Raw genomic sequence first — 26,511 nt, 5'->3', positions numbered from 1 at the left:
TTTGCGTTTCGGGTCCGGGGGATTCTCCCTTGCGCCGATCCGGAAAAGCTGGCCCGCATAAGGGGCCCGGCGCATGCATCGCATTTCCAGCGATGTTGCGCTGCACAATAAACAATGGAGCCTTTGAAGTCAAAGGTTTTTGTGCGCTGCACAAAAAGCGGCATCAAGGGTGCAGCATAAAATCCGAAACCCGATTCGGGTCACGATGAAACATGCGCCGTTTTCAGCCCCTTACGTAACGTCCCGGCGCGTCCTCGATCACCGTATCGCCGCGTCCGCCGGGCTTGCGCTTGCCGGTCGCATTGGTTTCGCCATCGTCAAGATCGCGAATCCAGCCCAGCCAGTGATTCCACCAGCTGCCGGGATTCTCCACTGCCTGTTCCACGAACGAATCGAGTGTCGCCGGCAAAGCGCGCGCGGTTCCGCTCTTGCCTTTTGCCTTGCCGGTTCGCGCACGGTTATCCGGCAGGGTCCAGTATTGATATTTCTTCGCCTCGGGCGGGTTCACCACGCCTGCGATATGACCCGATCCGGCCAGCATGAATTCCATCGGTCCGGAAAACTGCCGGGTCATCTTCCACACGCTTTGCGGCGGGGCGATATGATCCTCGCGACCCGCCTGAATATAGCATGGCGTCTCGACCCGGCGCAGATCGATGGGCGTGCCGTTCAACGTAATCGCATCGGGCACGACCAGCAGGTTCTGGTGATAGAGCTGTCGCAGATATTCGCGGTGAAAGCGTGCGGGCAGGTTGGTGCCGTGCCCGTTCCAGAACAGCAGGTCGAAGGGCTTGTAATCCTCGCCCAGCAGATAGTTGTTGATGACATAGGACCACAACAGATCGGGGCTGCGCAGCAGGTTGAAGGTCAGCGACAGATAGCGCCCGTCAAGGAAACCCTCGCTGGCCAGCGTATCGACCGCGGCCATCTGCTGCTCGTCGATAAAGGCCTTCAACTCGCCCGCTTCGGAAAAATCGACCTGCGCGGTAAAGAACGTGGCCGAGGCAACCTTCTCCGCCTCGCCCCGCCGCGCCAGCATGGCGAGCGTTGCGGCCAGTGTAGTGCCCGCCACGCAATAGCCGATCGTATGCACCGCAGGCACTTTCAGCCGGTCGCGCACCACGTCGATCGCCTCGGCCTGCGCGGCGACGTAATCTTCCCAGCCGACGTCGGCCATCGACGCATCGGCCGATTTCCAGCTGACCATGAACGTGCTGATCCCGTGATCGAGGCACCATTTCACAAAGCTCTTCTTTGGCGAGAGGTCGAGGATGTAGAACCGGTTGATCCATGGCGGAAAGATCACCAGCGGCACATCCAGCACCTTGTCGGTGACGGGCGTATACTGGATCAGCTGGAACAGCCGCGATTCGTAAACGACCTTGCCGGGTGTCGCGGCGATATTCTCGCCGATGATAAAGGCCTTGTTATCGGTGTGGGTCAGCTGCCCCGCCTGAAGATCGGCGATGAAATGGGACATACCCTTCACCAGATTTTCGCCGCCGGTTTCCAGCGTGCGTTCGATCACGACGGGATTGGTCAGCGGGAAATGCGCAGGGCTCAGCGCCTCGGTCAAAAGGCGGGTGAAAAAGGCCAGCTGCATCTTGCGCTCGGGGGGCAGCCCCTCGGCCTTGGCGGCGGCGTCCATGATCTGTTCGGCGGCCATCAGATAGGCCTGATGCAGCATCGCGAACACCGGATTGTCGCGCCACAGCGGATCGGCAAAGCGCCGGTCCGAACGCGGCAGATCGAGCAGCCCGGCCGGTTCGCCCTCCTTGCCGGTGGCCAGCATGAACTGGCCGATCATGGTTTCCCATAATGCCAGAATATCGGTGAAGATCTGGCTGCCCGCATCGCCGTCGGCGGGCATGAACTGCGCCATCCATTGGCCCGCCATATCCATCCAGCGCGACGGATCGGCCATGCCGCTGGCGGCAAGGGCGGGGTTCTCCCGCGCGAAATCCTGCCACATGGCGACCAGCCTTGCGGTCACCGCGTTCCAGTCGGTGGCCGGTCCGGCGGTCTGGCCGGCGCCCTGACCGGCGCCCTGTCCGGCCGGCGCCGCGCCTGCACCGGGTTTCTCATCCGTCTTCGGCGGCGCGGTCGCGGGCAGGAACGCATCCAGCATTTGCTGCGCCGCTTCGGATTGCAGCGCGATCATCTCGCGCAGCGGGCCGTCCATCAGCTCGGCAAACGGACCTGCCAGCAGAGAGGGCGGCAGGGTCGCGGTTTCGACAAGATCTTCCGGCGGGACAATATCTTCAGGCGGGACAGCATCGGGCGAAGCCTTGGCGGCATTCTGTTTCGGCTTGCGCCCGGGCCGCTCTGCCTTGGGTCCGTCAGCCGGTTTGCCGGTCTTCGGTCCGCTTCGCTGCTTCGTGGCCATGGCATCCTTCCCGAGGGTTGCGCGTGTCTGTCGCCGATAGCTTAGTCTGATGCGGCTTGCGCAGCAAAATGGCAACAGCATCATGGGTTTTGCGTAACATCGCGGCGCGAATTGCCTTGCGGCGGGAATATTCTGCAAGCATGGGCAACATCGGCGCGGGCCCGAAGTTTTCAGCCGCGCATCAATGCCAATGGACAAGAGAGAGATGAGTCAGGACTTTTACCGCATCAAACGCCTTCCCCCCTATGTCATCGCAGAGGTGAACGACATGCGGGCCGCGGCGCGTCGAGCGGGCAAGGACATCATCGATCTTGGCATGGGCAATCCCGACCTGCCGCCGCCCGCCCATGTGATCGACAAATTGTGCGAAGTCGCGCGCAAGCCCGACGCCCATGGCTATTCGCAGTCAAAGGGCATTCCGGGGCTGCGCCGCGCACAGGCGAATTATTATGCCAACCGCTTCAACGTAGAGCTTGATCCCGAGCGTGAGATCGTCGTCACCATGGGGTCCAAGGAAGGGCTGGCCAGCCTCGCCACTGCGATCACTGCGCCGGGTGACGTCGTGCTGGCGCCCAACCCGTCATACCCGATCCACACTTTCGGCTTCATCATCGCGGGCGCGACCATCCGCGAAGTGCCGACCACGCCGGACGAACGGTACTGGAAGGCGCTGGAATCCGCGATGCGCCACACCGTGCCGCGCCCGACCGTGCTGATCGTGAATTATCCGTCGAACCCTACGGCGGAGACGGTCGACCTTGCCTTTTACGAGCGGCTGGTCGCATGGGCGAAGGAGAACAATGTCTATATCGTCTCCGACCTCGCCTATTCGGAGCTATATTACGACGGCCATCCCACGCGCTCGATCCTTGAAGTGCCGGGGGCCAAGGATGTCGCGGTCGAGTTTACGTCGATGTCCAAGACCTACTCCATGGCGGGCTGGCGCATGGGTTTTGCCGTGGGCAACCGCGAGTTGATCGCCGCGCTAACACGCGTGAAAAGCTATCTGGATTACGGCGCGTTCACACCCATCCAGGCGGCGGCCTGCGCGGCGCTGAACGGGCCGCAGGACATCGTCGAAAAGAACCGCCAGCTGTATCAGGCGCGCCGCGACGTGATGGTCGAGGCGTTCGGCCGCGCGGGCTGGGACATTCCTCCGCCGCCTGCGTCGATGTTCGCATGGGCGCCGCTGCCGCCCGCGCTGAAAGACATGGGGAGCCTGGAATTTTCCAAGCAATTGCTCACCCATGCCGAAGTCGCGGTCGCACCGGGCGTCGGCTATGGCGAGCAGGGCGAGGGTTTTGTCCGCATCGCCATGGTGGAAAACGAACAGCGTCTGCGTCAGGCCGCCCGCAACATCAAACGGTGGTTCCGCACGATGGGGATGAACGTCTAGATCAGGGCTTGCCCGATCCTTTTTGCCCTTCTGCCCGAATTGCATGATTGTCATGCGGGCAGAAGGGCGCTAGGGGCGCTTTCCTTACACCACAGCCCTTACGCATCGACGTTAGAGCATCAGGGGCCCGATGGCGGAGTGGTGACGCAGCGGACTGCAAATCCGTATACGCCGGTTCGATTCCGGCTCGGGCCTCCATCTTTCTGCCGGGCATGCTTTCTGCCAGGCATGGGGCGCAAAGCCTAAAGGCCGAGGGGCTGGATCTCGCGGATCAGGTCGATCAGCAGTTTGAGCGCGGTGGGCACCTGCCGCCGGCTCGAATAATAGGCGTGGAACCCCTCTCCGGACGAGGCCCAGTCACCCAGCACCGGTTTCAGCCTTCCCGCCGCGATATGCGGGCGCAGCACCGGTTCCGCGCCATAGATGATGCCCACGCCCGCGCAGCCCAGAGACATGGCGATCTGGCTTTCGTCGATAGTAACCGGGCCGGGAGTGGCGATGGCCAGTGCTTCGCCCGCGCGTTCGAATTCCCATCGGTAGTGCTGGTCGTTCCCCAGCCTGATCCCTATGCAGCGATGATGCTGCAAATCGGACGGATGCGCCGGTTCGCCAAAGCGCGCGCAATAATCGGGTGATGCGGCGGCAATCCATGCGATATCGGCCGACAACCGGCGCGCGATCATATCCTCGGGCACGGTGCCGCCATAGCGTATGCCCGCGTCGTAACCCTCTGCGATGACATCGACCAGGCGGTTGTCGACGCTGATATCCACTTCCACATCGGGATAACGATCGACGAATTCGGGCATCACCGGTCCCAGCAACAGCGGTGCGGCATCCTCCAGCACATTGATCCGCACGCGGCCCGCCGGCGTGTCGCGCAAGCGGTCGAGATTGGCCGATGCCTCTGCGATCAGGGCAAGCGGATCATCAATCGCGGCAAACAGGTCCTCGCCCGCAGCGGTCAGCGTGACGCTGCGGGTCGTTCTGTTCAGCAATCGCACGCCGCGCCTGTCCTCCAGCGCGGACATCGCATGGCTCAATGCCGAGGGCGTAACCCCCATCTCGCGCGCGGCCTTGCGAAAGCTGCGGTGGCGGGCGATCGCCATGAAATAGGCGAAGTCGGCAAGATCGGATCGCGATAGCTGCATCGCAGGCCTTATCCGATTGTTGAGCCCTGCTCACAAGCGCAATGTATGCGGAGCTGCTTATCCCGCCCGGCTTCGCAGCCTATTTCAATCTCAGAAAAGCCCCCATGACGGGCGCAAGGCAACAAGCAGGAGGCAATGATGCGCAGCACCGCGATCGTCGTGGCCATCGCCGCCACGACGGCCATACCGACAGGCGCAATGGCCCTGCAGGAAGGACAACAGACCATGACCATCACCCGCAGGCAGGGCCAGCAGTCCATCGAAGGTCCGGCCGAGAATTTCACGGGCAAGGCGACGATCACGGGCATGTTCGCGCGCGAGGCGCCTTCGCGCATGACGGGCGCTATCGTCCGTTTCGAACCCGGCGCGCGGACCGCGTGGCATAGTCATCCGTTGGGCCAGACGCTGATCGTGACCGAAGGGACCGGCTGGACCCAGATCGCGGGCGGCGGAAAATATGAATTCCACGAAGGCGACATCCTCTGGTGCCCTGCCGATAAAAAGCATTGGCACGGCGCGACCCCGCATCAGGGCATGACCCATATCGCGCTGCAAGAATCTCTCGACGGAACGAATGTGACATGGATGGAGAAGGTTACCGACGAGGAATATCTGGCCGATCTGGCCGACGACCAGCCTGCCGCGGACTGACCGGCATGCCGCATGTGATCGTCAAGCTGTGGCCGGGCAAGTCGGACGCGCAGAAACGGCAGCTAAGCGATGCCATCGTCACCAGCGTCACCGATGTGCTGGGCTATGGCGCGGAATCGGTTTCGGTCGGTTTCGACGAGGTCGCGGTAGCGGATTGGGACAGGGTGGTCTTTCGCCCGCTTGTCGCGGACCGCTGGGACAGCCTGACGCAAAAGCCCGGATACGGCCCGAAGCCGGACTGCTGACAGGCAGGTTCCGGTACGGCCACCCCTCATCCCCCACAAGATTACGAGACTGTTTTATGATCCTTCAGGAAAATTACACGCTGAACAACGGTGTCGCCATTCCCCGGCTGGGCCTTGGCACATGGATGATCGACGATGACAAGGCGGCCGACGCCGTCCATGCGGCAGTCGATGCCGGATACCGCCATTTCGATACCGCGCAGGCCTATGGCAACGAACGCGGTGTCGGTGCGGGCCTGCGCGACTGCGGCTTGCCGCGCGATGCGCTTTTCGTGACGACCAAGCTGGACGCGGGGATCAAGGATTTCGCGGCTGCGCGTGACGCGATCGACGGTTCGCTCGTGGCACTGGGGCTGGACGAGATCGACCTGATGATCATCCACAGCCCGCAGCCGTGGGACCGGTTCCGCAACGGAGAGCGCTTTGCCGAGGGGAACCTGCAGGCATGGCGCGCGCTGGAAGAAGCCTGTGCGGCGGGCAAGATCCGCGCCATCGGGCTGTCGAATTTCGAACAGGCCGATATCGACAATATCCTTGCGAATGGCAGCATGCGCCCCGCAGTGAACCAGATACTTGCCCATGTCGGCAATATGCCGTTCGAGCTGATCGGGTATTGCCGTGAACGGGATATATTGGTCGAAGCCTATTCGCCGATCGGTCACGGCGAAATCCTGCACAATGCCGAGATTGCGGCCATTGCATCGAATTATGGTGTGGGTGCGGCGCAATTGGCGATCCGCTTTTGCCTGCAACTTGGCCTCTTGCCGCTGCCCAAGACGGCGAATCCGGCACATATGCGCACCAATGCCGATCTGGATTTCACCATTTCCGACGCGGATATGGACGCGTTGAAGGCGGTGAAGCCGGTGCGCGACTATGGCGAATCGAACATGTTTCCCGTGTTCGGCATCCACGCCCGGGCATAATTGGCGGATTGCGGGCCTGCGCCGCCGGTCAGTGGCGCAGGCTCAGCAGCGAATCCATCAGCCCGTCTTCCGCGCTGGAGCAGATGCCCAGCACCACCGCCTCGTCACAGCCTTCGCCCACGACATACGCATGGCCCATCGACGAATCGATATAGAGGCCCTGCCCCTCGTCCAGTTGCACCGGATCGTAGAATTCGGTGTGAATCTCGACCCTGCCTTCCAGCACATAGATGAATTCCTCGCCCTGATGGCGGATCAGCTCGCCGAATTCCTTGGCGCTGCGTGCGCGGATGCGGGTGAGGATGGGGATCATCCGCTTCTGCTTCAGATCGGTGCACAGATAGTGATAGTCGTAATTCTCGGTCGTGACCCGCGCGGCGGTTTCCAGCGTGCCGATGCTGCGGCGGCCGGTCACTTGCGGTCTGGCATCCTCGGGCTCTTCGTAAAACAGGTCTGCCATGCGGATGTTCAGCCGCTGGCTGACCTGCTGCAGCTTGTCATAGCTGAGCGTCAGCCGGTCATGCTCGACCTTTGACAGGGTAGAGACCGGAATCCCCGAAGCCGCGCTCATTTCCTTGAGCGTCCAGCCGTGCCTTCCCCTGATCCCCTTCATGACCTGTCCCAGCGTCGGCGGCTTGATCGAAGGCTTTGATGTTTCCGGCATCGCGATTCCCTATTTGACAATTTTCCAATCAGGATCATTATGGCCCTGATTGGAAAATTCTTTGGATATATTGGTAGTGTCTCGTACGCCCCGCCGCAAGGCATGGTGATCAGCCTTGATCGGGATGGTTTTGGCGAAGCGGGATGAAGCCGGCATAGCGTGGGGGTTCACATGCGGGTTTTGATCGGGTTTTCACTGGCCGTCGCGGCGCTGCTGTCTGCGCTGGTCGCCGGACCGCTGGCGGCGCAGGCCACGGGCGAAACGCCCGAAAAGGCACCCGTTACAGGCGTAAACGCATCGCCCGCCACGCCGCTTTCCGCACCCGTCGCGATCGACCGTGCCGATCTGGAAGCATGGCTTGACGGCTATATGATGAACGCACTCGATCGCGGCCGGATTGCGGGCGGGGTTGTCGTCGTGGTCGACCGAAACGGGCCCATCCTCGAAAAGGGTTACGGATTTTCCGATCTGGAAACCCGCAGCCCCGTCACGGCAGACGGTACGCTGTTCCGTCCCGGCTCGGTGTCCAAGCTGTTTACGTGGACCGCGGTGATGCAGCTGGTCGAGGAAGGAAAGCTCGACCTTGACGAGGATGTGAACAGCTACCTCGACTTCACGATCCCGCCTTTCGACGGGCAGCCGATTACCCTGCGCCACAGCATGACCCATACGCCGGGATTCGAGGAATCGCTGCGCTATCTGATCGGCACCGATCCCGACGGCATGATCCCGCTGGACGAGCTGATGCCCAAGGCGCTTCCCGAGCGCGTTTTCGCACCCGGCACGACGCCTGCCTATTCCAATTACGCCACTGCGCTGGCGGGCTATATCGTGCAGCGCGTCAGCGGCATGGCATTTGACGATTATATCGAAGCGCGCGTGCTGAACCCACTGGGAATGGCGCATTCCAGCTTTCGCCAACCGCTGCCCGATCGTCTCGCGCTGATGATGTCCAGGGGTTATCCCAATGTCTCGGGCAAGGCGCAGCCTTATGAGATGGTGTTCCCCGCACCAGCGGGCAGCCTGGCCGCGACCGGTTCGGACATGGGGCGGTTCATGATCGCCCATCTCAACGATGGCGGCGTGCTGCTGAGGCCCGAAACGGCGCGCATCATGCATGATTACCGCGCGCCGGGTATCGGCCCCCTCAATCGCATGGCGCTGGGCTTTTACGAACAGCACGCCAATGGCCACCGCGCCATCGGTCATGGTGGCAACACGCAATGGTTCCACAGCTATCTCTGGCTGTTCGAGGATGACGGCATCGGCCTGTTCGTTTCGATCAACTCGGGCGGCGTGAACGGCAGCAACGGGGCGCTGACCCACGGGCTGTTCCACAAGTTCGCCGACCGCTATCTGCCCGGCAAAGACATGGCGGACACGCGCGTCGACGATGCGCAGGCGCGCCGGCATGCCGCGCAACTTGCCGGCCATTACGTCAGCAGCCGTGGCTCCTTCACCAATTTCATGAGCATTGCGGGCCTGCTGGGCCAGACCGAGATCGTCGCCACGGCCGATGGCTCCATCGCATTGCCGGCGCTGGAAAACGGGGGTTCGGTGTCGCGTAAATGGGTCGAGATCGAACCTTTCGTCTGGCAGGATCTGAACAGCGGGGAAAAACTGGCGGCCGAGTTGCAGGACGGCAAGGTGCTGCGCGTCAGCATCGACACCGCATCGCCCTTTACCGTGCTGGTACCGGCCAGCGCGGGGATGAATGCCGCATGGCTGCTGCCTGCGCTGCTGGCCGCCATCGCGCTGGTCGCGATCGCCGCCATCGGCTGGCCGGTGCGCGCCTTGGTGCGCCGCAGGTTCAAGGGCGAGTTTCCCTTCACGGGCAAGGAAGCGGCCGGTTATCGCCTGTCGCGCATCCTTGCATGGATCGCGCTGCTGGCCGTCGGCGGATGGCTGCTGCTGTTGCAGTCGATCGATAATGACTGGTCGAACGCCAGTGGCCCGATGGACTGGCTGATCCAGCTGCTGCGCGTTGTGACCCCGCTGGCCTGCATCGGGCTGATCGCGGCTTCGGGCTGGCATTTCTGGCTCTGCCTTGCGGGCAAGCGCGGCTGGGGAGCGAAACTGGGCGCGCTGCTGTTGCTGCTGGCGGCGCTGGTGCTGGGCTGGGTCGCGCTGCGCTTCAACCTTTATGGCCTGTCGATGGTGTACTGATGACCATTCGTGCCCAGACCGCGTTGACCCTGACATTAAAGGTCGAGCGTTTCGCCTATCGCCAGCCGTTCCGCATTTCGGGTCATGTCTTCACCGAAACGCCGGTGCTGGTCGCCGAAATCGGCAATGGCCGCCATACCGGGCGGGGTGAGGGCGCGGGCGTCTATTACCTTGGCGACGATATCGATCACATGCTGGCCGAAGCGGAACGCGCGCGACCGGCAATCGAAACCGGTATCACGCGCGAAGGGTTGCAATCGCTGATGCCTGCGGGCGGGGCGCGCAATGCCATCGATTGCGCCTTGTGGGATCTGGAAGCGAAAACCACCGGCAGACCTGCGTGGCAGGCGGCAGGGCTGGGGCCGCCGCGCGTGCTGAAAACCACGCTGACCCTTGGCGCGGATACGCCCGATGCCATGGCAAAGGCAGCGATGGAGCTGGATCCCTATGCGCCAGTCAAGGTGAAGCTGACCGGCGATCTGCACGACGATGTCGCGCGCCTGCAAAAGATTCGCGCGGCCCGCCCGCGTGCATGGATCGGCGTCGACGCCAATCAGGGCTATCGCCGCGACACGCTGGAACGGCTTCAGCCGATGCTGGTCGATTGCGACATCGCCATGCTGGAGCAACCCCTGCCTCGCGGGGAAGAAGCCGGGCTCGATGGGCTGAAGCGCAGGCTGCCCTTCGTTGCCGATGAGAGCGCGGTGACTCTGGCCGATGTGCCCTCGCTCGCGGGTCGGTTCGACGTGGTGAATATCAAGCTCGACAAATGCGGCGGACTGACCGCGGCGCTGGCCATCGCCGAAGAAGCCCGCCGGTTGGGGCTGGGCGTCATGGTCGGCAATATGATGGGCACCAGCCTGTCGATGGCCCCGTCTTTCCTGTTGGGACAATTATGCGACATCGTCGACCTCGACGGGCCGACATTCCTTGCAAAAGACCGCGATCCCGGCGTTATTTATCATTTGGGAACAATCGCTTGCCCGCCATCTATCTGGGGATGAAATCATTTGTCCTGATTGGGTTGACAATTTTCTGATCAGGACAAATACTGCCATTTCAGGGTAACAAATGGCGGATAGGCATGAGCGGTTTTTCGCGGATGACGCGCCGGAATTTCGTGGCGAAAAGCACCGGTGCGGCACTGGCGGCGCCGATGATCGGCCGGAGTGCCTATGCCTTCACTGCGGCACCGGATCGTGTCTATTCGCGCAGGGCCGTCGATCTTGTGGCCGCGTCGCTGGTTATCGACATGCTGGCCCCGCTCAAGATCGATATCAGCGACAGCTATTACACGCGCGAGATGCCCGCGGGGGACAAGGACGAATTCCGCGGCTGCGGCATCACCGGCTTTCACAATGCATGGGGCATCGGCGGTCCCGATGCCTATCAGGACGTTCTGGCCAATTTCGCAGGCTGGCAGGGTTTCGCCGCGCGCAATGCGGATATCTTCTCGGCTGCGGGCAAGGTCGGGGATCTGGATGCGGCCAAGGCTGACGGCAAATGCTGCGTCATCATGGGCATCCAGAATTCGGAACATTTCCGCAGCGTAGAGGATGTCGCCTTCTTCCACGGTCTGGGCCAGCGCGTATCGCAGCTGACCTATAATGCGCAGAACCTGTTGGGATCGGGCAGCACCGAACGGGTGGACGGCGGGGTCACCGATTTCGGCGCGGCGATCATCGCCGAAATGGAAAAGACCGGCATGCTGGTCGACACCTCGCATTGCGGAGACCGGACGACGCTGGACGCGATCGATATCGCATCGGGTCCGATCGCGATCACCCATTCCAATTGCCGCGCGCTGGTCGATCATCCGCGGGTCAAAACCGACGAGGCGATCCGCGCGCTTGCCGCCAAGGGCGGGGTAATGGGAATCAGCGGGGTCAGCATGTTCATCAAGGACCGCGACCCGACCACGATCGGCGATCTGGTCGACCATATCGACCATGTCCGCGACCTTGTGGGGATCGACCATGTCGGCATCGGGTCGGACGCCGATCTCAACGGTTATGACGATATGCCGCCCGACCAGTATGCCGCGCTGAAAGCGTCGTACAAGGGCAGCTATGCGTTTCGCGACAAGATCGACGTCGCCGGTTTCGACCATCCGAAAAAAATCTTCGACCTCACCGAAGAGCTTATCCGCCGCAACTATACCGACGAGCATATCGCCCTTGTTCTGGGAGGGAACTTCCGGCGGCTGCTCGCCACGGTCTGGCGCTGATGCGCGCCGCCGGTTTTTATCGAAAAGGGGATCACATGGCACTTACCCGCAAGACGGCTTTTATCGCATGCACCGCTTTGACCTGCGCGGCAGCGCTGCCCGTAACGGCGCATGCACAGGACGCCGCCGAGGCCGAAACGCAGGGACAGGGCGGCAATGCCATCATCGTCACCGCGCAAAAGCGCGAACAGCGCCTTGTCGACGTTCCCGCCGCGATCAGCGTGGTCGGGGCCGAGGATCTCGAAAAATTCCAGGCGGCATCGCTGGTCGATATCGCGGGTTTCGTGCCCGGCCTGCAGATCGACAGCGGCGGCACGCCCGGCCAGTCCACCATCAGCCTGCGCGGTATTGCAGCGCTGGGCGCCAGCCAGACGGTCGGGGCCTATATCGACGAGGCTCCGGTCGGCTCGTCCACGCTCTATGCCCGCAGCGCCGAATTCTCGACCGATCTGCTGCCCTATGACATCGAACGGATCGAGGTGCTGAAAGGGCCGCAAGGCACGCTTTACGGAGCCAGCTCGATCGGCGGCCTGCTGAAATATGTGACCCGCGATCCCGACCTCAACACCATGGAAATCCGTGGCGGCGGCGACCTGTTCACCATCGCCGATTCGGGCGATCTGGGCTATGCCGCGCGGGTCGGCATCAACATGCCGGTGATCGAAGGACAACTGGCCGTGCGCGGCAGCTATTCCTTCCGCCATACGCCGGGTTACATCGACGACCTGGGTGCGGGCGGCGATGACGTCAACAAATACGACCAGCAAAGCGCCCGCATCGCGGCGCTGTGGGAACCCACCAGCAATTTCTCGCTCGAAGTGGCGGGCATGTGGCAGAAAACCGACGCCGACGGCTATTCGGTAACGCGCTTCGACATTCCCGAGCCTTACCTGTCGAACACCGAACAAGTGCCCTTTGGCGCGCTGGAACCGCTGGGCGACGGCCGTTCGATCGACGATCAGCTGCCCAGCCTGTTCCAGAACGAGATTACCTATCTGACCGCCACGGCCAAGCTGGACCTTGGCTTTGCCGATTTCCTGTCGGCGACCAGCTACTCCGACAGCACGACATACCAATATGGCGATTATACCGACGTCTATGGCGTGCTGATCCCGCTGGTCACCGGCCAACCGGGTGTGTCGGCGTTCTACATCACGCTGGATCTTGAGAAATTCACGCAGGAATTCCGCGTCAGCGCACCCGACGGCAATGCGCCGCTGCAATGGGTTCTGGGCGGCTTCTATACGCATGAAAAGAGCGGCAATCTGCAGACCGTCACCGCGCAGGACCTGAACCTTGACCCCATTCCGGGCGTCGATCCGCTGGCGCTGGCAGGCTTGCCGTCGACCTATGACGAATATGCCGTCTTCGGTCAGGCCAGCTATACTTTTGCCGAAGTGTTCGAACTTGGCGGCGGGCTTCGCTGGGCGCGTAACGAACAGGATTTCCGCCAGATCAGCTCCAGCGCGGTGGGGCTTGTGCCCGAAGCCGACGATCCGGGCAGCTCGGCCGAGAGCGTGTGGACGTGGTCGGCATTCGGCCGCTACGAAGTCGCGCCGAGCGCCTCACTCTATGCCCGCGCGGCAACCGGATATCGCCCCGGCGGTCCGAACGTGATTCTTCCCGATACGCCCACGCAGGTCGATGCCGATACGCTGACCAGCTATGAAGTTGGCTTCAAGGCCGATCTGGGCGGCAATCTGGCCAGCGTCGACATGGCACTGTTCCAGATGGACTGGAACGACATCCAGCTCAGCGTGTCGAACGACAGCGGAGTCAGCTATTTCGACAATGCGGGCAAGGCGCGGGCACGCGGCTTTGAATTCGGCGGCAGCATCCGTCCGGCAGAGGGGCTGAGCATCGCCCTCAACGCCGCCTATACCAAGTCCGAATTGCGCGAGGATGCGCCCAGCGGTGTCGGGGCAAAGGGCGACCGCCTGCCCAATATCCCCGAATTCTCGGTGAGCTTCGGGCCGCAATATGCGTTCGGTCTCTCGGGCGATTGGGAAGGGATCGTGGCGGGCAATATCCGCTATGTCGACGACCGGCTGACCGGCGCCGAAACGGCGGTCAACACGCTAAGCCTGCCCGACTACACCACGCTCGACCTGTCGCTGGCGGCGACCAACAATGTGTTCACCGTCCGCGTCTATGCCCGCAATGTCACCGACGAGGATGCCTATCTGTCAGGCGGCATCGCGCGCACCGGCTTTGGTGAGCGCAATTACGGCTGGGCCGTGCCGGTTCAGCCGCGCACCGTGGGCGTCGCCCTCGACCTGCGCTATTGATCGTGGAGGCCGCGATTCTGGCACCCGCATTGGACAAGAGCGGTGGCGGGCACAGCCTGCCATCGCCCTATCTCCTGTTTCTGGGCGACACGACCGATCGCAGCTATGCCAAGACTGCTCTTGGCCTTGCCGATTGGGCGCCCGAACGCTGCATCGGGGAACTGGCAGTGGCGGGCTGCACGGTCACGACGGGGCTTCCCGCTATGACGCCCGCACAGGCGGCAGCGGCAGGGGTCAGGGCGCTGGTCATCGGTGTCGCCAATCCGGGGGGCGTTGTGCCAGACAGCTGGTTGCCCGCGCTGGTCGACGCGCTGGAGGCGGGACTGGACCTTGTCAGCGGCATGCATATGCGGCTGGCCGACCAGCCAGTGCTCGCTCAGGCAGCGCAGCGCACTGGCAGGAAACTGATCGATATTCGCGTGCCCCCTGCGGGCATTCCCGTCGGCAACGGCCGCAAGCGCACGGGGAAGCGCTTGCTGGCCGTGGGAACCGATTGCGCGGTGGGCAAGAAATACACCGCCCTCGCGCTGCATCGCGCCTTCGTCGAGCGCGGCATCGACGCCGATTTCCGCGCAACGGGACAGACAGGCATCTTGATCGCGGGCGGCGGCATGCCGATGGACGCGGTCATTTCCGACTTCGAGGCGGGGGCCGCCGAAATCCTCAGCCCCGATGCACCCGCAACCCATTGGGACGTGATCGAGGGGCAGGGTTCGCTGTTCAATCCCGCCTATGCCGCCGTGTCGCTGGGGCTATTGCACGGTAGCCAGCCCGATGTGTTCGTCGTATGCCACGAAAACGCGCGCAAGGTGATCCTTGGCATGGAAGATTTCGCCCTGCCGGCAATCGAAGAGGTGATCGACATGACGATCCGTCTGGGCAGCCGGACCAATCCCGCGATACGCTGCGGGGGGATCAGCATCAATACCAGCGATCTGGACGCAGGTGCCGCCGCCGACCTGCTGGCGCGCGAAAGCGACCGTCTGGGCCTGCCCGCTGCCGATCCGCTGCGCGGGGGCGCTGCATTCGATGCCTTGGTCGGCAACTGTCTCGGGTCGGCAAGTGTCGGGCATGATTGACGCGTTGTTATGACCAAACGGGCCGCCATGCAGGGCGAAGGCTGGTTCGCACGCTTTCTGCTGCCCGGTTTCGCGCTCAAGGCGGTGATCATCGGCGGCGGCTATGCCACGGGTCGCGAACTGGCCGAATTCTTCCTGCCGGCAGGCCCCGTCGGCGGGCTGACCGCGATGCTGGCGGCAACCTTGGTGTGGAGTATCGTCGCCGCGCTGACCTTTGCCTTTGCGCAGGCGATGCAGGCGTTCGATTACCGCAGCTTTTTCGCACAGTTGCTGGGCCCGCTGGGCATCGTGTTCGAAATCGCTTTCCTGTTGTTCGTGGTACTGATCCTTGCGGTGTTCGGCGCTGCAGCGGGCGCGATCGGCGCGGCGACGCTGGGCTGGCCCGAATGGGCCGGTTCGCTGGCGCTGGCCGCCGCGATCCTTGCCGTCACCGCATCGGGCAGCGACAGCGTGGAACGGCTGTTCCGCTATGCCTCTTTCCTGATCTATGCCGTGTATGCCGCCTTTATCGTTCTGGCGCTGACCCGTTTCGGCGACCGCATCGGAACGGCGCTGGCCACATCGCCCCCGCCGCAAGCAGGCTGGCTGGAAGGCGGGGTCAGCTATGCGGCGTATAATATCGTGGGCGCCGTGATGATCCTGCCGGTGCTGCGCCATCTGACATCGCGCCGCGACGCGCTGGTGGCGGGCGCCATTGCGGGACCGCTGACCATGCTGCCCGCGATCCTGTTCTTCATCGCCATGGCCGCATTCTATCCCGCCATCGGCAACGAAGTGCTGCCGTCCGATTTTCTGCTGCGCCAGATGGGCGTGCCCGCCTTTGCGCTGCTGTTCCAGTTGATGATCTTCCTGGCCCTGGTCGAAAGCGGGGTCGGCGCGGTCCATGCGATCAACGAACGCATCGCCCATTCGCTGCAATCGCACGGGCGACCTGCGCCGGCGCTGTGGGGGCGCAGCCTGATCGGGGCGGCGATCCTTGCGGGCTGTATGTTCGTCGCCTCGCACATCGGCCTCGTCGATCTGATCGCCAGCGGCTATCGGTTTTTCGCCGTGGTCTTTCTGGCGGTCTTTGTGCTGCCCCTGCTGACCATCGGCGTATGGCGGATGGTCCGGCACGACGAGCAGCCCGCCCTGCAACCCGCGACCGATGGAACCGCGCCATGATCCTGCTCCGCCTTCCGATTATTGTCATGGCCACGGCCCTTTCGCTGGGCGCCTGCGCCACGACCGTGGAGGCGCCCCCTGCGTCCGTACCGCTGCACACGCGCCTGCTGACACTCGACACCCATCTCGACACGCCGCTCCATTTCGCGCGCGAAGGGTGGGATTTCGGCGCGCGCCACAGCTTTGCGGGCGATTTGTCGCAGCTTGATATTCCGCGCATGCAGGACGGCGCGCTCGACGGCGGGTTTTTTGTGATCTTTACCGAACAGGGTCCGCTGACCGATCGCGGCTATGCCGATGCGCTGGCGTTCGCGCGGGGCCGGTCCGACCTGATCGACAAGGTCGTTGCCGATCATGCCGCCGCCATCGGCCCCGCGCTGACGGCGGACGATGCCCGCAGGCTGGACGGCGAAGGCAGGCTGGTCGCGTTCAAATCCATCGAAAACAGCTTTCCGCTGGGCACCGATCTGTCGCTGCTGGCCGAATTTTACGACCGCGGCGTGCGCATGGCGGGGCCGGTGCATTTGGCCAACAACCAGTTCGCCGATTCGGCGACCGACACGCCGCATTGGAACGGGCTTAGCCCGCTGGGCCGTGAATGGGTGGCCGAAATGAACCGGCTGGGCATGGTGATCGACGCCAGCCATGCTTCGGACGCGGCGTTCGACCAGATGCTGGAACTGTCGGCCTATCCGATTATATTGTCGCATTCGGGCCTGCGCTCGGCCCACGGCCACCCGCGCAATCTGGATGAGGACCGTCTGCGCGCTCTTGCTGCAAAGCGCGGGGCGATGTGCGTGACCAGCGTCTATCTCTCCGACATCCAGATGTCCGACGAGCGCGCCGAATTGTTCGGCCTGTTCGAGAAAATCGATACGCTGTCGCCCGACGATCAGGCCGGTCTTGCCCGCCGCTGGCACGCCTTGGACCAGACCGAACGCATGTGGGCAGCCGATTTCGACGATTACATGGCGATGGTCCTGCGTGCGGTCGAAGTGGCCGGACCCGACCATATCTGTTTTGGCGCGGACTGGGATGGCGGCGCGGGGATAGACGGGTTGCAGGACATCTCGGCCCAGCCGCACATCACGCAACGCCTGAAGCAGGCGGGCTATTCCGACGAGGATATTGCCAAGATGTGGAGCGGCAATGTGCTGCGCATCCTGTCGGCGCAGGGCGCGGGGAACCGATAAACGGCACCCCGTCCGCCCGCAAATTTGCCTGACCTGTGTAATTGCGACTTGCCGCCCGCCTTTCATAAAGCTAACGGGCACCGGATCGCCGCTTTAGCTCAGTTGGTAGAGCATCGCATTCGTAATGCGGGGGCCACAGGTTCGAGTCCTGTAAGCGGCACCATTATCCTGTCTCTGGATACCCCCTAAAGCTTGAATTTCTGCGGGTTTCGGGTGATGCGCCCAACATCCGGATGGGGCATTGCACCGCCTGCATCGAACAGCGCCGCCAGTGACCCTGAGCGTACCTATCGCCTGATGTTCCCGCGAATGTGCCGGTCGCGCGGTTCTCGTCGCTGACGCTTCATGGCGAGAATACGCGCCGCCCCCATGAAAACGGCGGCATCGGTATTAGCAGCACCAGCCTTGACAGCCGGTCGTCGCCCGCGCTGCGACGGCCGGAACGGAGGGAGCGCTTTTGGGCTGCGCGCCATAGTGACAAATACCCCCTTTTCCCTAGGGACTTGCCCGATTGCGGTCGGGGTATCGACGCGCCTAATCTGCGGCGAACGGGCAGCAGGCGGGGGCGGCGGGAATGAAAACTTGGGTGCGCAGGTCGGTCATCGCGCTGGCGTCGGTGGCGGCGCTGGTGGGGCTCTATGCGCTGGCGGGCTATTATCTGGTGCCGAAAATGGTCCGCAGCATGGCGACCGACTGGACGCAGGAGGAGCTGGGCAAAACACTGACGATGGGCGAAATCGCCTTCGACCCCTTTACCCTTACGCTCGATATTGCCGATGCCGCCATTGCGGGGCCGATGAATGCGAACGGGGCAAAGCCCATGGTCGCGGCCAGCCATCTGCGTATCGACATGCAGGCGTCCTCGCTGTTCACGGGCACCTATCACCTCAAGGAATTTACGGTCGAGGCACCCTATGCCGATGCGGTGCTTTATCCTGACGGCACGCTCAATCTGATAGAGCTGATGCCCGAAACCGATCCGGACGAACCGTTCCCCTCGCTGCGGATCGACCGTTTCACCATCGACCGCGGACATCTGGACTTTGCCGATCACAGCAAGACCGACAGGCCTGCCAAGGCGCTGAAGCCGATCAGCTTTACCCTGCTGGATTTCCAGACCGACAGCAGCGACGGCGGCCAGTTCAATTTCGATGCCAAAAGCGTGCGGGGAGAGGCGCTGGCATGGCGCGGCACGGCGTCCATGGCGCCCGTTGCGTCGAAAGGCGCGCTGACGCTTGACGATCTGCAGATGGAAACCGTCGCCAAGTTCTTTGGCGATTATCTGCCGGTGGGTCTGGATGCGGGCAGCGCCAGCCTTGCCCTGAATTACGATTTCGCCTTTCGCGACGGGGCAATGGATGTGCGGGCGGATATGCCTGAAATCAGCCTGTCGGGAATGGAAATCAGCGGCAGGCCCGGCATGTTCAGCGGCGCGGTCGGCCTGGCCAGCGTGGAAACCTCTCTGCGCGGGATACGCTGGCAGGATGGCGGGATGACCGCGAAAGTGCCGATGGTCGCGGTAAAGGACCTGCGCGTCGCGGGGCCGGGCGAAAACGCGGAAAATGCCGCCATCGCCGTGCCCGAATTGCGCGTGGCCGATATCGCCATCGACCAGCCCGCATCGCGCCTGACCATCGCCAGCCTTGTGATTGCCGAACCCAGCATGGCGGTCCGGCGCGAGGCGGATGGCTCGATCAGCCTGATGAAGATGATGCCCGCATCACTACCGCAAGCCGCACCCGCACCCGCAAATGATAATGGCGCAGCAGGCTGGACGGTCGAACTGGGCGAGGCGCGGGTCGAAAATGCGCGCCTTGCGGTAGAGGATCGCGCCGTCTCCCCCGTCGCGCGGTTCAATGTCGCACCCGTCAATATCGCGGCGCGCGATCTGGGCAGCGATCTGGCGCGCGCCGCCTCGGTCGAGCTGGACGGAAAGCTCGACGGGCGCACCGCCTTTCGCGCCAGCGGCAGAGTGACCCCCGCGACGCTGGACGCCGATATCGATTTCCAGATGGCGGGCCTCTCGATCGATCAACTACGGTCCTATATGCCCGCGATGCAGGGGATGGAGGTGCGCAGCGCGCTGATGGGCGCGGCGGGCAAGATCCGCGTGGCGGGCGGCGATGCTACCAAGGCGCGGTTCAACGGCAGGATGCGGGTCGATAATCTGGCAGTCAACGATGCGGCATCGGGCGCGGCGCTGGTCGCATGGCGCAGCTTTGCGCTGAACGGCATGGATTATGCGCCCGGACGGCTGACCATCGCCAACGGCCTGCTGGTCGAGCCTGTGGGACGGGTCGAGATACTGGCCGACGGCAGTTATAATTTCACCGGAGCCACCGGTTTCGCGCCTGTCCCGACTGGCCCCGATGACCCTGCCGACGGCGATGCAGCGCCCGCCGATGCGGAACCCGCCATTGCCGTGCCGCCCGCCATCGCAAAGCCCGAACAGGCCGGCGAAGGCGTATCGCTGGTCGAATTGCCCGCATCCAACGCCACGGGCGAGAATTACCGCGTGATCGACGGGCAGATCATGCCGCAAGTGGCAGGTTTCACGTCCGCACCCGCGCCCGCGCCCGCGCCGGTAACGGCAGGCGGCGCATCGGCCATGCCCGATATGGATATCACCCTAAGGCGGCTGGATGTGCGGAACGGCACGGTGGGTTTCGCCGATTTCTCGATCGAGCCCAATTTTCAGGCGCAGATCCAGTCGCTGTCCGGCTCGCTCACCAATATCACCACCAGTCCGGGCCAGCTGACGCAAGTGGAGCTGGAAGGCTTCGTCGTCGACCGGTTCTCGCCCGCGACGATTGCGGGGACGATGGATGTGTTCGGCTATGATCGGCAAACAGACATGAACGTGGTGTTCCGCAATATCGAGCTCCCTGTCTTCAATCCCTATTCGGGTCGTTATGCGGGCTACGCCATTGCGCGTGGCAAGCTGACGGCGGAATTCACCTATCATATCCGGAACCGCGCTTTGGAAGCGGAGCATCTGGTCATCATCGACCAGCTGAAATGGGGCGATCCGACCGACAGCCAGGAAAAGGCCCCGTTCCCCGTGCGGCTTGCCGCGTCGCTGCTGAAAGACAAGGACGGGGTGATCAAGCTGGACGTGCCGGTAAAGGGCACGCTGGACGACCCGACCTTCCGCGTCGGGCCGATCATCTGGCAGATCGTGGGCAATCTGATCGAAAAGGCGATCACCGCGCCCTTCCGTCTGCTGGGTTCGCTGTTCGCAGGGGCGGAGGATGCGAAATTCGTCGATTTCGCGCCCGGCAGCGCCGAACTGCCCGCCGCTTCGGGAGAGGCGATTGCCGCCCTGTCGAAAGCCATGGCGGATCGCGAGGAACTGCAGCTGGATATCCCCGCAGGCCCCGGCATCCGCGAGGATGCGGTCGCCATCGCGGATGAGCGGATCGATGCGCTGCTGCTGGCCAAAGAGATCGAGGATGGCGCGGTGCCCGATCTTGCCAGCCTGTCGGTCGACAAGCGCTATGACCGGATGAAAAAGATCTACAAGGACCGCACCGGCAGCAAGCCGGAGCCGCCCGATTTCGAAACCGGCCTGAAAGACGGCAGCATCCCCGCGCCGGTCGACGGTTCAGGCGAGGATGCGGAGGAGCTGGATGGCGGCGATGCGCGCAAATATCTGGAAACCGACTGGATGAGAGAGGAATTGCGCCCGTCCTTCATGCCGACCGACGCCGAACTTTACGAGCTGGGCATGGGCCGTGCCCGCGCGGTGCGCGATGCGTTGCTGGCCGACGGCACGGTCGCGCCTGAACGCGTGTTCACCAACACCGATCTGGCCGTTACGGCGCATGAGGATTTTGCGCGGCTGGAATTGCAGATCAAGTGACGGGCCCTTGCGGCAGGCATGGCGGCCACCTGGCGCTGCGGGCGCGGCGTGCTATGGCGCGATGATGGCACACAGGCGGGCGATCTTGGGGGCAGCGGCGGGACTGGTGCTGGGTGGCGGTTTGCCCGCTCTGGCGAAACCGGCCCGCCTGGCAACACGCCTGCCGCCGCGCTTGCGCACGGGCGATATTGTCGCGCTGGTCGAACCGGCCAGCCCGCTGGAGGACCCGTCGCAAATCGCCGAGGTGGCCGATATGGTCCGCGCCATGGGGCTGCGCCCGAAACTGGCACCCCATGTCGGCGCGGTCGAAGGCTATCTGGCGGGCACCGACGATGAACGCGCATCCGACATCAATGCGATGATCGCCGATCCCGACGTGCGCGCCCTGTTCGCGGTGCGCGGCGGCTGGGGCAGCGCGCGTATCCTGCCGCTGATCGACTGGAACGCGGTGCGGGCCAACCCGAAACTGCTGATCGGCTTTTCCGACATCACCGGCCTGCATCTGGCCTTTGCCGCGCGCGCCGGTTTCCCCACGCTGCATGCGCCCAATGCGGGCGGCCGCTGGCCTGCGGACAGCTGGAACAGCCTGTGGTGGCTGGCCTTTGCCGGTTCGGCCCCCGTGCTGGATCTGCGGCGACATGGCGGCTGGCCACACCCCGAGTTTGAAGTGCTGTCGGACGGGGTGGCGCAGGGGCGGCTGCTGGGCGGCAATCTGTCGGTCCTGTCGGCGCTGGTCGGCACGCCATGGATGCCCGACATGTGCGGCGCGGTACTGTTTCTGGAGGATGTGGGCGAGGCCCCCTATCGCATCGACCGGATGATGAGCCAGCTTGCCCTGTCGGGCATGCTGGCAGAGGTGGCGGGCGTGATTTTCGGGCAGTGCACCAATTGCGCCGCGCGCACCGCCGACAGCGTCAGCGTGGCCGATGTGATGCGCCACCATCTGGGCGCGCTGGGCGTGCCGGTGTGCATCGGGGCCAATATCGGCCATGTGGCGAACCAGCTGAGCCTGCCGTCGGGCGCGCAAGTGCGCCTTGACGCGGGGCAGGGCACGCTGGCGATATTGCAGGCGATCGTCGCCTGACAGCGCGGCCGCCATTGCAACCGGCACCTTGCAAGCCTATGTTGCAGTGCAGCATAAACGGAGCCGCAAATGCCCCACACGGTCCATCATCTCGACGTGGCGCTTCAGGGCGGCGGGGCGCATGGCGCGTTTACATGGGGCGTGCTCGATTGCCTGCTGGAACAAAAGAATATCCGCATCGGCGCGGTCAGCGGGGCGAGTGCGGGCGCGCTGAATGCCGCGGTGCTGGCGTCGGGGCTGGCCATCGGCGGTCCGGAAGAAGCCGGACGACGGCTGTGGGCGTTCTGGAAGGCGCTGAACCGTTCGGGCCGTGACGCGGGGCCGTTGATCCCCATGGCCGAGGCATTCCCCTTTGCCTTTGAGGCAATGAGCGAATGGTGGACTGCGATGTTCAAGGACATATCGCTGCCCACATCGCCCGAATTGGGCCGTCCCGCGCAGGATATATTGCGCCGTCTGATCGATGAATTCGTCGACTTTGGCGCAATCAGATCGAAAGACGCGCCGCTGGTTTTCGTATCGGCCACCAATGCTCGCACGGGCGGGGCGCATATTTTCCGCAATGCCGATCTGTCGACCGATGCGCTGCTGGCCTCGGCCTGCCTGCCGCTGCTGTTCCCGCCGATCCGGATCAATGGCGCGGATTACTGGGATGGCGGTTACAGCGCCAATCCGCCGATCATCCCGCTGGTGCAGGACAGTGCGAACGACGATCTGCTACTGGTCACCATCAACCCGATCACGCGCGACACCACGCCGCACAGCCCCGCAGGGATCGCCAATCGCATTACCGAGCTGGGTTTCAACCAGACCCTGATCAAGGAATTGCGCGGGCTGGACCTGATGCAAAAGGCGGTTTTGCACCTGCGGCCCACGAATGGCCTGCTGGGCAGCCTGCAACGGCTGCGCATTCACGAGATTCACGATCAGCCATTATTGGCGGGGATGGAACCGGAATCGAAACTGCTGCCGGTGTGGCGCATGCTGATCACCTTGCAATGCGCGGGTCGCCGCTCGGCCAGGGAATGGCTGCGTAAAAAGGGGCGGCAATTGGGTAAGGCCAGCACGGTGGACCTGACCGACCGTTACGGGCCTTCCTAAGGGTTAGCGGGGCGCCAGACCGGGGTCCGGCGCCCGTTATCGGCTCAGGCGGCTGCCTTTTGCAGCATCCTGGGCTGCGATCTGGCGGGTTGCCCAAACCGAAGCGGCGAAGCTGACGCCGGTGCCGACGATGGCCATTGCGGTGATCATTACGGTTCTCCTGGTTGCGGCCCGATTGCGGACCCGGTGCGAATATGGCGGCGAATGGTTAAGATTTTGGCCATTCGCGTTGCGCGGGGGTCAAACGCTGTTCCTCGCTTGACCGTGCATGGCGCGATGGGCACCCCTTTTTCCCTATGCGGGAACAGGCGGACAGGCAGGACGAAACGCAGGCATTTCTGGCCGGCCTGCCGCAGCCTGCTGCCAGCCGCGGGCAGGATGTGTCGCTGGAATGGAAATGGCGCGGCCAATGGCTTGAAGGGGGGCTTGGCCACGACGATCGCGTCGCCGCGCGCCTCTATCGCGATCCTGTGCGCGAGCCGCAGGAAGTCACCCGCCTGCTATCGCCCAAGCTGCTGACGGATTTCGCCCTATGGGACGGCGGCGACACGGCGCAGCGCTGTTTGCATCTGGACCTGCACGACAATCTGCTGGTTCAGGGTGAGAACCTGCAAGTCCTTGCCACATTGCGCCGCCGTTATCGCGGCAGGGTTACGCTGATCTATATCGACCCGCCCTACAACACGGCCAGCGGGTCCTTTGCCTATAACGACCGTTTCACGCGGGCCGACTGGCTGGGCTTTATGCGCGCCCGCCTGCTGTTCGCGCGCGACCTGCTGGCGCCCGACGGCAGCATCTATGTGAACATCGACTTCAACGAGGCGCATTATCTGAAAGTGCTGATGGACGATGTGTTCGGCCCGGCCAATTTCCAGCGCGAGATTATCTGGCGCATCGGCTGGCTTTCCGGCTTCAAGACGCGGGCACGGAATTTCATCCGCAATCACGACACGATCCTGTTCTACAGCCAAGACGCGCAGCGTATGAAATTCAACAAGGCCTATCTGGGCCCCGACGATTTCGCCCCGCGCTTCAAACCGGCAGAGGCGGCGCAGTTGTCATCGCTGCTGGAAGGCGAGGGGCTGGGCAAAGCCGCCGTGCGCCGCGTGATGAAAGCCGCGCAAACCATCGGCCTGCCCGCCCGCTATCCGGTCGAGGATGTGTGGAACGCCAGCAATTACGACCGGCTGAATTCGGTCGCCATTACATCCTATGCGGGCGAAAGCGTGTCGAAACTGCTGGGTACACCCGATGTGAAGGGCCAGAAGTCCGAAGCACTGCTGAAACGCATTATCGAGGCTTCGACCGATCCGGGCGATATCGTGCTGGATTTCTTCGCCGGATCGGGCAGCACCGCCGCCGCCGCGCACAAGCTGGGCCGCCGCTGGATCGGTGTGGAGCAGATGGATTATGCGGGCACCATCACGCTGGAACGCATGAAGAAAGTGGTCGCGGGCGACAATGTCGGCATTTCGAAACGAACCGGCTGGAAAGGTGGCGGGTCGTTCGTGTTCTGCCGACTGGCCGACTGGCGCGACCGCGTGACGCAGCAGGCTTTGGCCAGACGCGCGCGCGATCTGGGCTGGCTGCTCCACGATGGCAAGGGTGGTCTGTGGGACTGGGCGGCGTTCGACATGCTGCCCGTCGCACAAAGGCGCGCGGCGCTGTCCTTGGCGCTGGCGGCCAATGCCATGCCGGTGGACTTTGCATTCGCGGACGATGCCGAACTGGCATTGCCGCCCGCCGAACGCGCGATCAACGCGGCGTTGCAGGGCTAGGGGCTTGGCGGATGGTGAGGATCGCTGGATGCAATCGTCGCCGTTTGCAGCCGCCTCAAGGATTTGATCGAAGCACCTACAGCAGATGCCCCGTCCGGTCGCGCTTGGTGTCGAGATAGCGGGCGTTGTGCGGGTTCGCGGGCAAGGCGTGGGGCACGCGTTCGGCCACGTCGATGCCCAGCGCGGCCAGCGTGTCGACCTTCATCGGATTGTTCGTCAACAATCTGATCCGCCGCACGCCCAATAGGTCCAGCATGCGCGCCGCCACCGGAAAATCGCGTGCGTCGGTCGGCAGGCCCAGCCGGTTATTGGCATCGACCGTGTCGAACCCCTGATCCTGCAGGCGATAGGCGCGCAGCTTGTTGATCAGGCCGATCCCGCGCCCTTCCTGCCGCAGATAGAGCAGCACGCCCCAGCCGCCTTGCGCCGCTTCCTTTGCCATGGCGGCCAGTGCGGCATCGAGTTGCGGGCCGCAATCGCACTTCAGGCTGCCCAGCACATCGCCCGTCAGGCATTCGCTGTGCAGCCGCACCAGCGGCACGCGGTCGGCGTTCTGCCTGCCGATGACCAGCGCCACATGCTCGCGCAGATCGTCGGGCGCCCGAAAGGCGACGATCTCCGCCTGCTCGGCCGCGTGGGTGGGCAGATGGGCGCGGGCCTGCACGGTCAGGCGGGCCGGATCCTCGAACGCGGCGATGTCGCTGGCGCTCAACTCCACCGCTTCGCCCGCAGGCTCGGGCGCGACCAGAAAGGCAGGCAATATGCCCGCGATACGCGCCAGCGCCATGGCGGCCTTCGCGGCCTCGCCCGCTTCCAGCGGTTCGGCGCGAAACGGGCCCGACAGCGGATTGGCCAGATCGCGTGAGGGATCGGCCAGTTCGCGCGCGCCCTGCAGGGTAAAAGGCTCTGCCGCGCGGATCAGTGCGGGCGCATCGGGAACGGCGGCGTCCTTCTGGTTGATCAGCTTCAGCGTCGCCGCCCGCGCGGCCGAGATCAGCAATCGCCCCGCCGCCGTGCCGCCCGCGTCATGCCCTGTTTCCGCAGGCATCAGCAGCAATGCGCCATCCCCGCCCGCGATCCGCACCGGCCAGCCATGGCGCAGCGCATCCACCGCCTGCGCAGTCCGGCGAGAGGGAGAGGGAGCGCTCAT

The 26,511-nt window shown here is 63.7% G+C and carries 19 protein-coding genes and 2 tRNA genes; 17 read left to right on the top strand and 4 right to left on the bottom strand.

Annotated features, from left to right (window positions below):
• Positions 1-223: 223 nt before the first annotated feature.
• Positions 224-2,386, bottom strand: a complete 2,163-nt coding sequence (locus tag LOZ74_RS16615) for an alpha/beta hydrolase (RefSeq protein ID WP_230292105.1) — start codon at positions 2,384-2,386, stop codon at positions 224-226.
• Between the two features lie 205 nt (positions 2,387-2,591).
• On the opposite strand from LOZ74_RS16615, the gene LOZ74_RS16610 reads away from it, so the two are divergent.
• Complete coding sequence (locus LOZ74_RS16610) at positions 2,592-3,782, top strand: LL-diaminopimelate aminotransferase (RefSeq protein WP_230292104.1); 1,191 nt, start codon at positions 2,592-2,594, stop codon at positions 3,780-3,782.
• 124 nt (positions 3,783-3,906) lie between these two features.
• Positions 3,907-3,980 (top strand) — tRNA-Cys (locus tag LOZ74_RS16605).
• Positions 3,981-4,024: 44 nt separating this feature from the next.
• On the opposite strand, the gene LOZ74_RS16600 is transcribed toward LOZ74_RS16605, so the two are convergent.
• Positions 4,025-4,933 (bottom strand): LysR family transcriptional regulator, encoded by a 909-nt coding sequence (locus tag LOZ74_RS16600; RefSeq protein WP_230292103.1) that lies wholly within the window; start codon positions 4,931-4,933, stop codon positions 4,025-4,027.
• Between the two features lie 135 nt (positions 4,934-5,068).
• Between LOZ74_RS16600 and LOZ74_RS16595 the strand changes: the two genes are divergently transcribed.
• Genes LOZ74_RS16595 through LOZ74_RS16585 form a run of 3 tightly spaced genes read left to right on the top strand, consistent with a single transcriptional unit; the run spans position 5,069 to position 6,755 of the window.
• On the top strand, positions 5,069-5,584 hold the full coding sequence (locus tag LOZ74_RS16595) for a cupin domain-containing protein (protein WP_230292102.1): 516 nt from the start codon (positions 5,069-5,071) through the stop codon (positions 5,582-5,584).
• Positions 5,585-5,589: 5 nt separating this feature from the next.
• Positions 5,590-5,829 (top strand): tautomerase family protein, encoded by a 240-nt coding sequence (locus LOZ74_RS16590; protein WP_230292101.1) that lies wholly within the window; start codon positions 5,590-5,592, stop codon positions 5,827-5,829.
• A 56-nt stretch (positions 5,830-5,885) separates the two neighbouring features.
• Positions 5,886-6,755, top strand: a complete 870-nt coding sequence (locus LOZ74_RS16585) for an aldo/keto reductase (RefSeq protein ID WP_230292100.1) — start codon at positions 5,886-5,888, stop codon at positions 6,753-6,755.
• Between the two features lie 28 nt (positions 6,756-6,783).
• Here the strand turns inward: LOZ74_RS16585 and LOZ74_RS16580 are convergent, their stop codons facing one another.
• Positions 6,784-7,419, bottom strand: a complete 636-nt coding sequence (locus tag LOZ74_RS16580; protein WP_230292099.1) for a helix-turn-helix domain-containing protein — start codon at positions 7,417-7,419, stop codon at positions 6,784-6,786.
• A 171-nt stretch (positions 7,420-7,590) separates the two neighbouring features.
• Between LOZ74_RS16580 and LOZ74_RS16575 the strand changes: the two genes are divergently transcribed.
• The 12 genes from LOZ74_RS16575 to LOZ74_RS16520 all read left to right on the top strand — a co-directional run bounded on the left by LOZ74_RS16575 (position 7,591) and on the right by LOZ74_RS16520 (position 25,361).
• A complete protein-coding gene (locus LOZ74_RS16575; RefSeq protein ID WP_230292098.1) occupies positions 7,591-9,585 on the top strand; it encodes a serine hydrolase in 1,995 nt (664 codons plus the stop codon).
• On the top strand, positions 9,585-10,589 hold the full coding sequence (locus LOZ74_RS16570; protein WP_230292097.1) for a dipeptide epimerase: 1,005 nt from the start codon (positions 9,585-9,587) through the stop codon (positions 10,587-10,589). The genes LOZ74_RS16575 and LOZ74_RS16570 overlap by 1 nt, the downstream gene beginning before the upstream one ends.
• Before the next feature lie 80 nt (positions 10,590-10,669).
• Positions 10,670-11,812 (top strand): dipeptidase, encoded by a 1,143-nt coding sequence (locus tag LOZ74_RS16565; RefSeq protein ID WP_230292096.1) that lies wholly within the window; start codon positions 10,670-10,672, stop codon positions 11,810-11,812.
• A gap of 35 nt (positions 11,813-11,847) precedes the next feature.
• Entirely contained in the window at positions 11,848-14,100 is a 2,253-nt protein-coding gene (locus tag LOZ74_RS16560) for a TonB-dependent receptor (protein WP_230292095.1), read from the top strand.
• A gap of 2 nt (positions 14,101-14,102) precedes the next feature.
• Positions 14,103-15,179, top strand: coding sequence for a DUF1611 domain-containing protein (locus tag LOZ74_RS16555; RefSeq protein WP_230292094.1), 1,077 nt, complete (start codon positions 14,103-14,105; stop codon positions 15,177-15,179).
• A gap of 9 nt (positions 15,180-15,188) precedes the next feature.
• Complete coding sequence (locus LOZ74_RS16550) at positions 15,189-16,343, top strand: hypothetical protein (protein WP_230292093.1); 1,155 nt, start codon at positions 15,189-15,191, stop codon at positions 16,341-16,343.
• Positions 16,340-17,536 carry a dipeptidase gene (locus LOZ74_RS16545; RefSeq protein WP_230292092.1) on the top strand — a complete coding sequence of 399 codons (1,197 nt, stop codon included), beginning with the start codon at positions 16,340-16,342 and terminating at the stop codon, positions 17,534-17,536. The genes LOZ74_RS16550 and LOZ74_RS16545 overlap by 4 nt, the downstream gene beginning before the upstream one ends.
• Positions 17,537-17,623: 87 nt before the next feature.
• Positions 17,624-17,699 (top strand) — tRNA-Thr (locus LOZ74_RS16540).
• Positions 17,700-18,110: 411 nt separating this feature from the next.
• Positions 18,111-21,398: a DUF748 domain-containing protein gene (locus LOZ74_RS16535; RefSeq protein WP_230292091.1), complete on the top strand. Its 3,288-nt coding sequence runs from the start codon at positions 18,111-18,113 to the stop codon at positions 21,396-21,398.
• 61 nt (positions 21,399-21,459) lie between these two features.
• Complete coding sequence (locus tag LOZ74_RS16530; protein ID WP_230292090.1) at positions 21,460-22,482, top strand: LD-carboxypeptidase; 1,023 nt, start codon at positions 21,460-21,462, stop codon at positions 22,480-22,482.
• A 69-nt stretch (positions 22,483-22,551) separates the two neighbouring features.
• Complete coding sequence (locus LOZ74_RS16525) at positions 22,552-23,583, top strand: patatin-like phospholipase family protein (protein WP_230292089.1); 1,032 nt, start codon at positions 22,552-22,554, stop codon at positions 23,581-23,583.
• 296 nt (positions 23,584-23,879) lie between these two features.
• On the top strand, positions 23,880-25,361 hold the full coding sequence (locus LOZ74_RS16520) for a site-specific DNA-methyltransferase (RefSeq protein WP_230292088.1): 1,482 nt from the start codon (positions 23,880-23,882) through the stop codon (positions 25,359-25,361).
• A 76-nt stretch (positions 25,362-25,437) separates the two neighbouring features.
• On the opposite strand, the gene ribA is transcribed toward LOZ74_RS16520, so the two are convergent.
• A complete protein-coding gene (gene ribA / locus LOZ74_RS16515; protein ID WP_230292087.1) occupies positions 25,438-26,511 on the bottom strand; it encodes a GTP cyclohydrolase II in 1,074 nt (357 codons plus the stop codon).

Origin of the sequence: Croceicoccus sp. Ery5, assembly GCF_020985325.1 — a bacterium.
In the GTDB taxonomy this organism is placed as follows: Bacteria; Pseudomonadota; Alphaproteobacteria; order Sphingomonadales; family Sphingomonadaceae; genus Croceicoccus.
This window is presented reverse-complemented; position numbering and strand designations above follow the sequence as displayed.

Coding starts and splice junctions, on each gene's coding strand:
- LOZ74_RS16570 (WP_230292097.1), top strand. CDS start 9,585: ATGACCATTCGTGCCCAGACCGCGTTGACCCTGACATTAAAGGTCGAG.
- ribA (WP_230292087.1), bottom strand. CDS start 26,511: ATGAGCGCTCCCTCTCCCTCTCGCCGGACTGCGCAGGCGGTGGATGCG.
- LOZ74_RS16615 (WP_230292105.1), bottom strand. CDS start 2,386: ATGGCCACGAAGCAGCGAAGCGGACCGAAGACCGGCAAACCGGCTGAC.
- LOZ74_RS16545 (WP_230292092.1), top strand. CDS start 16,340: ATGATCCTGCTCCGCCTTCCGATTATTGTCATGGCCACGGCCCTTTCG.
- LOZ74_RS16535 (WP_230292091.1), top strand. CDS start 18,111: ATGAAAACTTGGGTGCGCAGGTCGGTCATCGCGCTGGCGTCGGTGGCG.
- LOZ74_RS16575 (WP_230292098.1), top strand. CDS start 7,591: ATGCGGGTTTTGATCGGGTTTTCACTGGCCGTCGCGGCGCTGCTGTCT.
- LOZ74_RS16520 (WP_230292088.1), top strand. CDS start 23,880: ATGCGGGAACAGGCGGACAGGCAGGACGAAACGCAGGCATTTCTGGCC.
- LOZ74_RS16600 (WP_230292103.1), bottom strand. CDS start 4,933: ATGCAGCTATCGCGATCCGATCTTGCCGACTTCGCCTATTTCATGGCG.
- LOZ74_RS16525 (WP_230292089.1), top strand. CDS start 22,552: ATGCCCCACACGGTCCATCATCTCGACGTGGCGCTTCAGGGCGGCGGG.
- LOZ74_RS16590 (WP_230292101.1), top strand. CDS start 5,590: ATGCCGCATGTGATCGTCAAGCTGTGGCCGGGCAAGTCGGACGCGCAG.
- LOZ74_RS16530 (WP_230292090.1), top strand. CDS start 21,460: ATGATGGCACACAGGCGGGCGATCTTGGGGGCAGCGGCGGGACTGGTG.
- LOZ74_RS16560 (WP_230292095.1), top strand. CDS start 11,848: ATGGCACTTACCCGCAAGACGGCTTTTATCGCATGCACCGCTTTGACC.
- LOZ74_RS16565 (WP_230292096.1), top strand. CDS start 10,670: ATGAGCGGTTTTTCGCGGATGACGCGCCGGAATTTCGTGGCGAAAAGC.
- LOZ74_RS16595 (WP_230292102.1), top strand. CDS start 5,069: ATGATGCGCAGCACCGCGATCGTCGTGGCCATCGCCGCCACGACGGCC.
- LOZ74_RS16610 (WP_230292104.1), top strand. CDS start 2,592: ATGAGTCAGGACTTTTACCGCATCAAACGCCTTCCCCCCTATGTCATC.
- LOZ74_RS16550 (WP_230292093.1), top strand. CDS start 15,189: ATGACCAAACGGGCCGCCATGCAGGGCGAAGGCTGGTTCGCACGCTTT.
- LOZ74_RS16580 (WP_230292099.1), bottom strand. CDS start 7,419: ATGCCGGAAACATCAAAGCCTTCGATCAAGCCGCCGACGCTGGGACAG.
- LOZ74_RS16585 (WP_230292100.1), top strand. CDS start 5,886: ATGATCCTTCAGGAAAATTACACGCTGAACAACGGTGTCGCCATTCCC.